Source organism: Gordonia sp. Z-3, assembly GCF_036233855.1.
Taxonomy (GTDB): domain Bacteria; phylum Actinomycetota; class Actinomycetes; order Mycobacteriales; family Mycobacteriaceae; genus Gordonia; species Gordonia tangerina.
Genome location: NZ_JAZARS010000011.1, coordinates 24,182 through 36,713 on the forward strand (window position 1 = coordinate 24,182; position 12,532 = coordinate 36,713).

A 12,532-nucleotide genomic window follows, 5' to 3' on the forward strand; every position below is an offset into this window, starting at 1 on the left:
TTCAGCGGGTATGCGTTACTCGTCGTGTCGGATATGGCTGTCGCGCGGCCTCCTACACCTCGACCGGCGGATACAGCCGATCCATGTTGTATTGCCGGTTGCGGCGGGCCGCCCAGGTCGAGACTGCGAGACAGGCGGCGGTCAGGAGTACCAGGACGGTGAGCGCGATCCAGAAGCGATGGTCGATCCCGCCGAGCGTGAGCTGTCTGAGTCCGGTGACCGTGTATGTCATCGGATCGACCCAGTGGATGTACTGGAACGGTTTTGTCGTCGTCGGGACCGGATATATCCCTCCCGCAGACGTCAGCATGATCATCAGGAATGCCAACGTGACGACCCTACCCACTGCCGGCCCGAAAAGGGCATTGAACATCTGGATCATGGCCAGGAACACTGCGACCATCAACAACATGAAGCCGAAGGTGGCCACGGGGTACATCGGGCGCAGTCCTACTGCGAAGACAACGACCAGGTAAAGTATCGCGGCTTGGAGTACGCCGACGAAGAACGTTGGCGCATAGGAGGCCAGGACCACGCGTAGTGAGCTGAGCCCCTGCGCAATCGGCCTCGACTGGAGCGGAGTGAACAGCATCCAGGCGATGATGCTTCCGACGAACAACGCCAATCCGAAGAAGAACGGTGTGAACCCGGTGCCGAAGGTCTTCGCCTCGTTGAGAGTGTTCTCCGTCAGCGCCACAGGTTTGGAGAGGGCGTCGGCCAGAGCGTTGCGTTGCTCACCTGACCATTGCGGGACCGCCTTGACTCCCTCGTCGACCTGAGTTGCGAGTTCCTCGGTACCCGAAGCCAGCTGTGTGGTGCCCGCCGCCAACTGATCGGCGCCATCACTGAGCTCGACGAGTCCTGAGCTGAGTTGATCTGCACCCGAGCTCAGTTCGTCGGCGGCGCCGCGCGCGGCGAGGATGTCCGAGCGCAGTCCACCGTTCTCCAGCAAGGCCATGGCCGTACGGGCAGGACTCTGCGGGTTGCCGAGTTGTTGTGACAGCGTCTTCGAGTCCTCGCGTACCCGGCTGATCGTATTGTCCGCGTTCGGTCCCAAGCCCTCGGTGGCCAGGAACTGCACCGCAGGTGTCAAGGTGTCGGCCAGCCGGCGGACGTTGGGATCAGAGTTCGCCCGTAGTTGTTCGACCACTCCGGAGACCAAACGGCTGGCCTGTGACTGAGTAGACGCGGCGGCCGAGAGCTGGGCGTCGAGTGTGGAGGCGTCGGAACCTAGGCGCTGAACCACGCTGTTGAGCTGGTTGGCGTCGAGGCCGGCGCCGCCGGATCGATCGAGGATGTTGAGAATGGGGTCGGTCGCCGAGGTGACCGCGTTGTCGAGTTGGGTGAGTCCACCCGCCAGTTCACCGGCCCCGTTGCGGGCCGTCACCAGATTGGTTGCCAGCTCCTGGGCACCGTTGTTGGCTGTCTCCATTCCGGCATTGAGTTCATTCACGCCGTCCTGCGCCTGCTTCAGTTTCGGCATGAGGCCGCTCACATCGTTGAGCACGATGTCAAACGTTTGCGCGCCGACCTGAGCGCCGACCTGGTTGACCACCTGCTCGGCCGCATCCTGCCCCATGACGGTCGAGAGATAGTTGTTGGCGTCGTTGTAGGTGAAGATCAGTTCAGCCGAACGGGGATCGGACCCGGTGGGTGACGCGACGGCCTCGCTGAAGTCTTCGGGAAGAGTGATGGAGAAGTAGTACTTCCCATGCTCCACACCATCTCTGGCGTCATCGGCCGAGACGGGATGCAGGTCCAGTTGCTTCGAATCGATCAGGCCCTGCGCAACCTGATCGCCTGCCTTGAGCGGTTCGCCCTCAACTGTGGTGCCGCGATCAGAGTTGACCAGGGCCACCGGGATCTTGTTCACCGCGTCGAAGGGATTCCAGAATGCCCACAGATAGAGAGCACCGTAGAGCAGCGGCATGAGGATGATGACGGCCAAAGCGAGTCGGGGCATGCGGCCCCGGTAGTAGCGTTTGAAATCGCTGCCCGGCGAGAATGCGGCAAGCATGTCAGATCCGATCGTGTTGTTCGAGCTGGACGAACTCGTCGTCTGTCAGGTTGTGAACGTCGACAACGTCCCGGACACCGTTGAGCCGGGCCCCGTTGACATCTGCGGTGATCACCGTCTGGTCACGTCCCAGGTCGACCAGGCGGGAGAGAAGTTTGTCGGCGCTCTCGATGCGAGTCAGCCGATCGACACCACCGACCACCAACAGCGGCGGCCGACGAATGTTCGCCATCGCGATTCGAAACAGCGCTGCGGTGAGCTCGGGGAGTTCTTCGACGTAGTCCTTCATCGCGGGCAACGCGAAGTTGCCGAAGACCGGCCCACACAGTCGCTCGAGGTCCTCCTGCCGTGACGGACGAACCCACCGGTACCAGGGCGCGGCCCACCGGATCTGTTCGGTCACAACATCACTGACTCGAATCGTCTGATCGATACCATCGACCTCGTCGATGTCGGCGATCGCGGCCTGCGAGAACAGATGGTGGGCATCGTTGGCGCGGCCAAACGCCGTCAGGGTGCCGGTGGACGGCCGCATGCGTCCGGCCAACGTGAGGAGCAGCGCGGTACGACCTCGCCCACCCGACCCCGCAAGCACTGTGACTCCGCCGGCGCGGACAGAAAGACTCGTGGGGCCGAATATGCGACCCCATGACGCCCGCACCCCGATCTCTTCGGCGTGCAGCAGCACATCACCTTCGTCGGCGATCGGTGCGATCTCCGTGGTGATCTCATTGCTGAACGAATTGTCGTCGGGCATCGTCTGTTCCCGTCGTCGGTGCCTGGCGGTCCGCGCCGCACGGCAAATCGAATGAATGGCGTTATCGACTCGGCGGGTTCAGTGGGCTGAACCTACCGACTGCGACTCTGTGATGATTGGTTACGGGTGCAGGGAAGGATCTCGTCTTACTCGGACCTGCGTCAGGTTGGTATCGGCGAACAAAAGAAACTATGCGACGCCGAGACTGGGCCGCTCCCACTTCAGCGCATTGTCGGTGCCGATGTTCAGGTGCACCGTGCAGACGGACAGGCGACGAACGCGTCAGATGTCGCAGTGGATGACCTGTCGAACATGCCATCAAGGCATGCGGCCTTGCGGAATGCGGTCCTGCGGGGATCAGGCGTGAAACTCATGGTGGAGAATCTAGCGCGAGCAAACGAAAGTTGTCGACCGCGGCTGAACCGTGGTGACACTGCGGCCGGCCGGTCGAAGTGACTGCAGGAGAACGCGATATAGCTGCCGGAAAGCTCGCTGCGGGGACGGTCGGCGCAGTAGAATACCGCAGCGGCGTTGTTTGTGTCCAGGTTTTCGGTCGGTCGTTGCGTATATGTGGAAAAGTGCGTGCCTTTCCGCACTTTCGGGTGGCGCGAAAGGCCCTGGCCGTCCCTGATTGTGGGCACAGAATTTTCATATGGATGGCACTTTTCTGCACTTTGTTGGCGCAGCGGTAGGGCGCGAGCGAGGAAGTGGGGTAAGAGTCGCTGTGCGGGGCAGCCGGCTGCGGCAGGAATGGGCAGGGAATTGTCGGCCGCCGGTGGGGTCGGCGAGTTCGATCAGCGGTGTGCTCGGCGATACCAGGTGTTTATCGGGTGTTCAGCAGCAGCTTCCATGTCGTCGGCCAGTGTTGGCGGGTGATGAAAGGGGCGATCACGCTGGCGATCATCATGGAGATCGCGATGCTCAGCACGGAGAGCGCGGCGTTTGTGCCCAGACTGTCGAGTTGGTGATCGGCGGTGATGGCGCCGCTGACCGCCACGAATCCCATCGATCCGGGAACGATGAGCCAGAAGGAAGGCAAGAACACCGCAAGCACGCTCGGTCGGCCCTTCGCATACGCGTTGATCGTCCACGCCACGAGCAGCGCGGTCCCGATGGCCACGCCACCGGCGAACGCCGACGAGATCGCATTCACCAGAAAGTGATTGAGCCAGAAGGTGCCGACAGTCAGAGCGAGCACCCACAGCCACAACCGCCGTGGCGTGCAGAAGTACAGCATCGTGCCGAGACCGAAGATCGGTGCTGCCGGCCATAGCACCCACGATGGTGCCTGCGAACTCGTCAGGTCCTGTAGGTCTGCTGACGTGAGTCCGACGATGTCGATCGCCAACGCCAATCCGAACGCCATGGACAGCAGAACGACGAGCGAATAGGCCAGACGTGTTGTGCCCGCGATCATGTCACCCGCGGTGATCTCGATCAGAGCGGTTGCCAGTGCTGCCCCGGGGATCAATGTCACGACCGGTATCACCGCCAGTCGAACCGGATCCGGCAATCCACCATGGACCGCCCACAACGTGATCACAAGCGCAGACAGAAAGGTCAACAGCACCGGCATCAATGCCGCCAGCGCGCCTTTGACGTTGGACCACAGCAGGATCGTCGCCGCCGGTATCGACACCAGTACCGCGGCAACGGTAGCCGCGGCACTCATCCGGAAGCAGAAGGCGAAGCCCAGCGCCATCAGCGCGTACCCGACGCCGCGGACGAGCGGATTCACCGGCGGCCGCGAATCGGCGATCGCACCGAACTCATCGATGGCCTGGCTGATCGGCACACCGGCCTCCCGCAGGCGGTGCACCAGTGCCTCGGCTTCGGCGATCTGGTCGAAGCGGTACATCGAACCCGTGTTGGCCATCCGCACCCGGCCGGCCGACTCGTCGAGCGCGATGATGTAGTTGGCGAACACCTGGGTCGCGATGTCGTGACCGTAGGCCGTACAGATGTCGTGAATCACCTGGGTGATCCGCGGGACCGGATACGACGATCTGTTGAGAGCGTTGCCGACCTCGACGATGAGGGTCAGCATCTCCGCGGTGTCTGGGCTGTCTCCGTGCTCGGCAGTGTGGTCTGACGTCATCGGGTCAGATCGAGAAACCGCCGCGGTTGATCGCCGACTTGCCCTCCTTGAGGACCAGCAGGATGTTGGCGTGGTCGGTGAGGGAATCGATGTCGGCGAGCGGGTCACCCTTCACGACGACGATGTCGGCGAGTTTGCCCGCTTCCAGGGTGCCCAACGTGTCGTCGACGCCGCACAGCTCGGCGGAGGTCTTGGTGGCCGCGACGAGCGCCTGCATCGGGCTCATGCCGCCGAATTTCACCAGGCAACCGAGTTCGCCGAGGTTGTCGCCATGATCGGGGGCCAGCCCGGCGTCGGTGCCGACGGCGACCTTGATCCCGGCTTCCACCGACGCCTGGATCGACTCGTGGGCGAGCGCGTGCCACTTGGTGCTTTTGGCGACGGCCTGCGGGGTCGCAGTGTCGGGCTTGAGCGTCTCGATCAGCGTCGGAACCAGGAACTGTCCGCGCTGGACCATCTCGGTGCGCAATTCGTCGGTCAATGCGTAACCGTGCTCGATGCTGTGTGCGCCGCCCTGCACAGCGGCTTGGATGCCGGCGAGGCCGATGGCGTGGGCGGCCACCTTACGGCCTCCGTAGTTGGCGGCCTCCTCGACGAGCGCCGCGACGATCTCGGTGCGGGCACCAAGCCAGTCCGGGTCATCACTGGGGGAGGTGACGCCGCCACTGGAGGCGACCTTCAGCAGGTCGACGCCGTCGCGCAGGAGTGCGCGGGCGTGACGGCGTGCCTCGTCGACCGAGTCGACGATGAGTCCGCCGATCAGCCCGGTGCCATCGAGTCCGGACGGGATGTGGAAGTCGGCGTGGCCGCCGGTCTGACTGAACATTTTGTCCGCGACCAGCAGCCGCGGTCCTTCGATGATCCCGTGGGCGACCGCGTCGCGGACCCCGACGTCGACACCCATCAGGTCGCGGACCGTGGTGACGCCGGCACCGATGGTGGCGGTGAGGCGGTCCAGGATCTCGAAGTAGCGGTAGGACTGGGGGACCATCGCGGCCATGATCGGCGAGCCCTTGGTGCCGGGCAGCGACAGGTGGACGTGGCAGTCGAAGAAGCCGGGGGTGACGGTGTTCCCGCCGACGTCGATGCGGATGGGTGTGGTCGACTCGTCGACCTGTGGGGCGCTCGAATTGCTTCCGGCGTAGGTGATCTTCCCGTCGTCGATGACAACAACAGCGTCGGAGACGGGATCGGCTCCGGTGCCGTCGATGAGCCGGGCGTTGTGCAGGATTAGTGTCGTCACACCATCGGTGTACGCGATCGATGCAGAGATCTCAGCATCCGACGACACATTTCCGCCCGGTAGCCGATATCTGGCACAAAACAGACGTTCGTCGGCGCCGATCGACCGTCTGGGCGCCGGCCGAACCTCGTCCGACCGAGGAGCTGCACCGGACGGCAGCGGCCCCCGGTCTGGGGCGAGCATGCGCCTCGTCTCGCGAGCCCACTTCTGCTCCTGCGAGTCCTCATCCGCTCGCGGGCGCCGAAATCCACTCGCGGACCGTTTGGCTTCTATCGGAGGAGGTCGGGGCTCACACTTTCGCCGGCTGCGGCTCCCACAGGTCGGGGTCGACCTTGTTCTCCAGCGGGATCTCTCGGATGGCGGTGCCCTCGACGTCGACGTTGGGCAGGATCTTGTCCAGCCACTTCGGTAGCTTCCAGGCGGTGTCGCCGAGCAGGGTTATCACTGCCGGTACGACGATCATCCGGATGATGAACGCGTCGAAGAACACCGCTGCGGCCAGCGCGAAACCCATCATCTTGGCGATGGTGTCGGGGGCGAGCATGAACGCCGCGAACACCGAGATCATGATGACCGCTGCCGAGGCCACGACGCGGGCACCGTGCTGGTAGCCGATGATCACCGAGTCCTTCGCCGACACCCCGTGCACGTATTCCTCGCGCATGCGGGTCACCAGGAACACCTGGTAGTCCATCGCGAGACCGAACACCACACCGACGAGGAAGATCGGCAGGAACGAGATGATCGGTTTGGTGTGGTCGATGATCCCGAAGTCGCCCTCCTGGAAGATCGCGACCGTCGCACCGAAGGTGGCGCACACCGAGAACAGGAAGCCGACGGTCGCGATCAGCGGCACCAGTAGCGAGCGGAACACGACCGTCAGGATGATGAACGCCAGGCCCACCACCACGATCAGGAAGGGGATCAGCGCCGAGCTGAGCTTGTCGGAGATGTCGGACATGATCGCGGTCTGACCGCCGACGTTGACCGTCGCACCGCCCGGATCTGTCGCGGCGAAATCGCGGATCTGCTCCATCAGCTCGTGAGTGGCCGGACCGCTCGGTGACTGCTCCGGCGTCACCGAGATCAACGCGGCAGTCGCACCCGACTGGGTGTCGGCCGGATTCTGGCCGTTGCCGACCCACGTGATCTGCGCCGGGTTGGCGACATTGTCGAGGGTCTTGACGTGCGCCACCACCTCGGCGGCGGCCGGGGCGACGTCGCCACCCTGGGCGTCGCTCACGGTCACCAACAGGGGCCCGTTGATCCCCTCACCGAATCCCCGCTGCAGCAACTGGGTGGCTTCGTACTCGCTGTCGGTGGTGGACTCCATGCCCAGTTCCATCTTCGTCATCGGGATCGCGGCGATGGCCAACAAGACCAGCCCGATGATGGCCACCGGCAGCGGATAGCGAGTGATGAACCGGGCGAACCGCAGACCGTTGGACGGCTGCGAGTCGGGCTCGTCGCCGTGCCGGACGCCGGGGATGCGGGGTGTGAACGCGAACCGGCCGAATGCACCGAGCAATGCCGGGATGAGCGTGATCGCCCCGAGCACGGCGATGAACACCGCCACCGCGGCCGCCACACCCATCTGGGTGATGAACGGGATGCCGACCACGCCGAGCGCAGCGACGGCCACCATGACCGTCAGGCCGGCGAACACCACCGCCGACCCCGCAGTGCCCACGGCCCGCCCGGCGGACGCCTCCCGATTGCCGTCGAGATTGAGCTCCGAGCGGTAGCGCGACACGATGAACAGCGCGTAGTCGATGGACACCGCGATGCCCAGCATCGTGATGATCGTGGTGGCGCTCTGCTGCACGTTGATGAGCTCGGCGCTCAAGGTGACCAGCAGCATTGTGATGCCGACACCGAGAATGCCGGTGACGATCGGGATGAACGCGGCGATCAATGCGCCGAACGCGACGATCATGATGATGAAGGCGACGGCGAAACCGAGCAGTTCCGAGGTGCCGCCGGCCTCGAAGACCTGCATCAGCGATCCGGTGCCCTCCACCTGCAGGCCATCGCCGCGGTGTTCGGCGAGCAGCTCCTTGAACTGTTCCATCTCGGCCGGCGTGAGGTCCTGCATGGGGATGTTCTGGCTGATCTGGATCAGTCCGACCCTGCCGTCGTCGCCGAGCACCGCGGCCGCCATGGCGGGGTTCTGTTCGGCGACGGTGACCGGGTTGGCGACGGTTTGCGGGTCGATCACCTCGGGCAGGTCACGCGCATCGGCCACCAACGCGTCGATCTGCTGCATGTGATTGGCCAAGCCGTCGTCGGCGGCGATGAGGATGCTGGTCGAGGCTTCCATCTGCTGCTCGTTGATGGCGGGGAAGTCCTCCTTCATCACCGTCATCGCCCGATCGGAGTCGGTGCCGGGGAGTTCGAAGTCGGTGGCGAACTTCGGTTGGACTGCACCGACGATCGCGCCGAGCGCGATCAGCACGGCGAGCCAGGCGCCGATCACCGACCACTTGTGTCGAAATGTGAAACGGCCGAGCCGGTACAACCACAACGCCACGGTCAGAACCTTCCCTTGGATGTGAGGGTCAGGGTAGTCGGGAGTGGGGACACGGCGATGTGACCGCGGGCACAGGCGCCCGGCCCGATTTCTATGATGAGAGCCCATGATTGTCGTCATTCGTCAGGAGTGCCACCGTGACCGATGAAAACGCCGCGTCGACGGGCGTCGGCCGGGCCCGGCAGAACGAGATCTACACCCAGGGCGTCCACGGTCGTCGGCCTCGTGTGCCGACCGATCACGCCGAGCTCGAGCGCCGGGCGCGGTCGGTGATGTCGAAGCGCGCGTGGGCCTACATCGCCGGGGGCGCGGGCGAGGGCTCGACGATGACGAGCAACCGGGCGGCCCTCGATCGGTGGGCGATCGTGCCGCGGGTGCTTCGCGACGTGTCGTCGCGCTCGTTGCAGACGGAACTGTTCGGACGGACGCTACCGGCTCCGGTGCTGTTCTCCCCGGTCGGCGCGGGTGCACTCGCGGCCCGCGAGGCCGACGTGCACATCGGCCATGCGGCCGCGGAACTCGGGGTGCCCTACATCTTCTCCAACCAGGGCAGCGCGCCGATGGAGCGGGTGGCCGCGGAGATGGACCGGGTGCGGCCGGGTGCGCCGCGTTGGTTTCAGCTGTATTGGTCTACCGACGACGACCTCGTGGACAGTCTGCTGGCGCGCGCGGAGAAGATGGGGGCCGACGCCGTGGCGGTCACCCTCGACACCACCATGCTGGGGTGGCGGCCGCAGGACCTGAATATCGGGTCGTTGCCGTTTGCGCGCGGTGAGGGGATCGACCAGTACACGTCGGACCCGAGGTTCACCGAAATCGTCGCCGATCGGGTCAGGGCCGCGGTGGGGGAGCGTCCGGAGATCTCGCTCGGCGCGATCAAGACCTTGTTATCCATCGCGCGGAACTCGCCGGGACGCCTGCTGAAGAATCTGACGGCGCCTGAGCCGCGGACCGCGGTGCAGACCTTCCTCGACATCTATTCGCGGCCGTCGCTGAATTGGGATGACATCGCCGGGCTCCGGGATCGGACGTCGCTACCCATCGTTCTCAAGGGGGTGCTGCACCCCGACGATGCGCGCCGGGCGATCGATGTCGGGGTCGACGGGATCATCGTCTCGAACCATGGTGGCCGTCAGGTGGATGGTGCGATCGGGTCGATCGACGCCCTGGCCGCCATCGCGCCGGTGGTCGACGGCCGGATGAGGGTGCTGGTGGACTCCGGAATTCACACCGGCGCCGACGTGTTCAAGGCGCTCGCGCTCGGCGCGGACGCCGCGTGCATCGGCCGCCCGCACATGTACGGGCTGGCGCTCGCCGGCGCCGACGGTGCGCGGGATGTGGTCGCCAACATCATCGCCGAACTCGACCTCACCCTCGGCCTGTCGGGCCACACATCGGTCGCCGACGTCACTCGCGAAGCGCTACAGCAGATTTCGTAGTACGAACACGCGAAATTCGCATGTTCGTACTACGAAATCGCCGGGAGGTCAGACCAGCGGGCGTCCGGTGCGGATGCGCCAGCGGACATCCCACAGGAAGAAGTTGAAGGGGAACTCGCGCAACACCTTCGGCAGGTGATCACTGATGGCCTTGGCGGCCTTGTTGTGCGCGTTGAAGACCCGACGCTTCCACGGCGTGAACTCGAGTCCCATCTTGTCGCGGAAGTTCTCCGGCAGGAAACCGATGGTCAGCAACTCGAACCACCAGCCGAACAGGAAGCTGAACCAGCGCGGCATGAACTCGGCCCGCACGATGGAGATGAGCATGTCGCGGATGACGGGATCGATCTCGAAGGTTTCCACGGTCTCGTCCCAGTAGGTCTGGAAATCCGCGCGGGTGGCCGGCCACATCTCACGCGGGACCTGCAGCGTGGTGCCCAGCACGGCGCCGTTCTGGTAGGCCTCCTCGGTGATGTCGGCGGGATCGCCGTAGAAGTACTGCATGTCCTCCCACCCCTTGTAGAGGCAGGCGGCCACCCAGAGCTGCAGCTTGGGATCGAACGCGTTGTACTTGACCGGGCTGTCTTCGGTGGAGCGGACCTGTGCGTGCGCCTTGCCCACGGCCTTGCGGTACAGGCGCCGATCCTTCGGCGTGCCCATCACGGCGACGGCAAGGTAGCTCAGGGTGGTGCGGGTGCGCTTGATGGGATGCTTGAAGAGGTTGCCGCTGTCCACGCGGCTCTCGTAGACGCCGTATCCCACTGCGGGCATCGCGAGCTGCATGATGACGTTGGCAGGTCCGGCGAGGGCCGAGATGCCCTTCATCTCGTTCTGGCGCGTCGGCAGCGCGTCGAGCTCACCACGGGTCATCCGCGCCTGCGGCGGGATGTACTCGGTATCCGGGTCGACCGCGGCGAAGGCGGGTGGCAGGTCGATGTCATCGACGAGTGGTTCGGTGCTCATTGAAACCCCCTGTTCGAGCCGCCATCTGACTACGGCTGTTGTCTTTTTCATTGGACATTGTCAAGCTGGTCGATGTCAAGCGCCGACGGCGCCGGTGACGACAGTGTCAAGATGGATGGGTGGCGAGTACATCCGGTGAGACGAAACCTGCCGACGCTTCCGCAGGTGAGAATCTGCGCGCTTACGGTGGCGAAGACGGAGGCATCCGGGTGGCCCGACGGCGGGCGACACTGATCGACGCCGCGCTGGAATTGCTGGGTGCCTCGGACGGCGGCTCCATCACCGTCCGCGGGGTCTGCCGGGAGGCCGGCCTCACCACCCGCTACTTCTATGAGAGTTTCGATTCGATCGAAGCGCTGGTCGCCGCGACGTTCGACGGTGTCATCGGGGAGATCGCCGAGCTGGGAGTGGCCGCATTCGATTCCGGCGACGATGTCGAGGGCAAGGTCCGTGCTGCCGTCGGGGCCATCGTCGCGGTCATCGACGAGGACCGGCGTAAGGGTCGACTGTTGTTCTCGCAGGCGCTGCTGAGTCCGACGATCGCGGCCAAGCGGATGGAATCCACCGAGATCTTCGCCGCGCTCACCGTGCAGTCGGCGTCGGGCGTGGTCGAGTTCAAGTCGCGTCCAAGGGGGATCGCCGCGGCGCACTTCCAGGTCGGTGGACTCGGACGCGTCCTCGCGGCCTGGCTGGAAGGGCATCTCGACCTCGATCGGGAGGGTGTTGTCGACGTCAGCGTGGGGTTGATGATGGCGCTGGCCGACGGTGTGGCGCGCTTCGACTAGTGCCGGATGCGGGCCGCGGGACCGGCTACGACTATGTTGGACCTCATGACTAGCGGGACCGGCGACACCGATGTGCGTCCGGAGTCCCTGGGCCAATGGCGCGACTACGGCGAGTCGACGCTGCCCGTGCCGCTGGCGGCCGCGCTCGCGGCATTCGCCGAGCATGGGTACCACGGGACGTCGGTCCGCGAGATCGCTGCACGTGCCAACCTCTCGGTGCCGGGGCTCTATCACCACTACCCGTCCAAGCAATCCCTGCTCCAGGGTCTGCTCGAACGCACGATGACCGATCTGCTGCACCGTTCCGAGGTGGCCATCGCCGAGGCCGGCGACCGGCCCGTCGACCAGTTCGATGCCGTCGTCGAATCGTTGTTGCGGTTCCACATGTACCGCCGCGAGCAGGCGTTCGTGGGCTCTACGGAGATTCGCAGCCTCGACGACGGCTACAAACCCACCTACATCGGCCACCGCGACCGGCAGCAGCACATGGTCGACGAGATCGTGTTCGCCGGCGTCGAGGCGGGCGACTTCGCGACGCCCTACCCCAAGGACGCCGCCCGCGCCGTCGCCACCATGTGTGTCGGAGTCTCGACCTGGTTCAAGCTCGACGGCGAACTCGGGGCCGACGAACTCATCGCGCGCAACCTGGAACTGGCCCGCGCGCTGGTCGGCTATCGAGCCGACGGCGCCGTCTGATCTC

At 64.9% G+C, this 12,532-nt stretch carries 9 protein-coding genes; 3 read left to right on the forward strand and 6 right to left on the reverse strand.

Features of this window, described 5'->3' with window-relative positions:
• Positions 1-52: 52 nt before the first annotated feature.
• The 5 genes from VX037_RS14200 to VX037_RS14220 all read right to left on the reverse strand — a co-directional run bounded on the left by VX037_RS14200 (position 53) and on the right by VX037_RS14220 (position 8,645).
• Entirely contained in the window at positions 53-2,017 is a 1,965-nt protein-coding gene (locus tag VX037_RS14200; RefSeq protein ID WP_266060734.1) for a YhgE/Pip domain-containing protein, read from the reverse strand.
• 1 nt (position 2,018) lies between these two features.
• Positions 2,019-2,774, reverse strand: a complete 756-nt coding sequence (locus VX037_RS14205) for an ATP-binding cassette domain-containing protein (protein ID WP_266060736.1) — start codon at positions 2,772-2,774, stop codon at positions 2,019-2,021.
• 823 nt (positions 2,775-3,597) lie between these two features.
• A complete protein-coding gene (locus tag VX037_RS14210; protein WP_266060738.1) occupies positions 3,598-4,872 on the reverse strand; it encodes a threonine/serine ThrE exporter family protein in 1,275 nt (424 codons plus the stop codon).
• Positions 4,873-4,876: 4 nt separating this feature from the next.
• Positions 4,877-6,115: a metal-dependent hydrolase family protein gene (locus tag VX037_RS14215; protein WP_328714721.1), complete on the reverse strand. Its 1,239-nt coding sequence runs from the start codon at positions 6,113-6,115 to the stop codon at positions 4,877-4,879.
• 289 nt (positions 6,116-6,404) lie between these two features.
• On the reverse strand, positions 6,405-8,645 hold the full coding sequence (locus VX037_RS14220) for an MMPL family transporter (RefSeq protein WP_287015155.1): 2,241 nt from the start codon (positions 8,643-8,645) through the stop codon (positions 6,405-6,407).
• Between the two features lie 137 nt (positions 8,646-8,782).
• Here VX037_RS14220 and VX037_RS14225 point away from each other — a divergent pair, with 137 nt between their 5' ends.
• Positions 8,783-10,084 carry an alpha-hydroxy-acid oxidizing protein gene (locus tag VX037_RS14225; RefSeq protein WP_328714723.1) on the forward strand — a complete coding sequence of 434 codons (1,302 nt, stop codon included), beginning with the start codon at positions 8,783-8,785 and terminating at the stop codon, positions 10,082-10,084.
• Positions 10,085-10,132: 48 nt separating this feature from the next.
• Here the strand turns inward: VX037_RS14225 and VX037_RS14230 are convergent, their stop codons facing one another.
• Positions 10,133-11,047 carry an oxygenase MpaB family protein gene (locus VX037_RS14230; protein ID WP_235722862.1) on the reverse strand — a complete coding sequence of 305 codons (915 nt, stop codon included), beginning with the start codon at positions 11,045-11,047 and terminating at the stop codon, positions 10,133-10,135.
• A 119-nt stretch (positions 11,048-11,166) separates the two neighbouring features.
• On the opposite strand from VX037_RS14230, the gene VX037_RS14235 reads away from it, so the two are divergent.
• Both VX037_RS14235 and VX037_RS14240 read left to right on the forward strand, forming a co-directional pair.
• Positions 11,167-11,832, forward strand: a complete 666-nt coding sequence (locus VX037_RS14235) for a TetR/AcrR family transcriptional regulator (RefSeq protein WP_235722861.1) — start codon at positions 11,167-11,169, stop codon at positions 11,830-11,832.
• A gap of 45 nt (positions 11,833-11,877) precedes the next feature.
• Entirely contained in the window at positions 11,878-12,528 is a 651-nt protein-coding gene (locus VX037_RS14240) for a TetR/AcrR family transcriptional regulator (RefSeq protein WP_235722860.1), read from the forward strand.
• Positions 12,529-12,532: the final 4 nt, after the last annotated feature.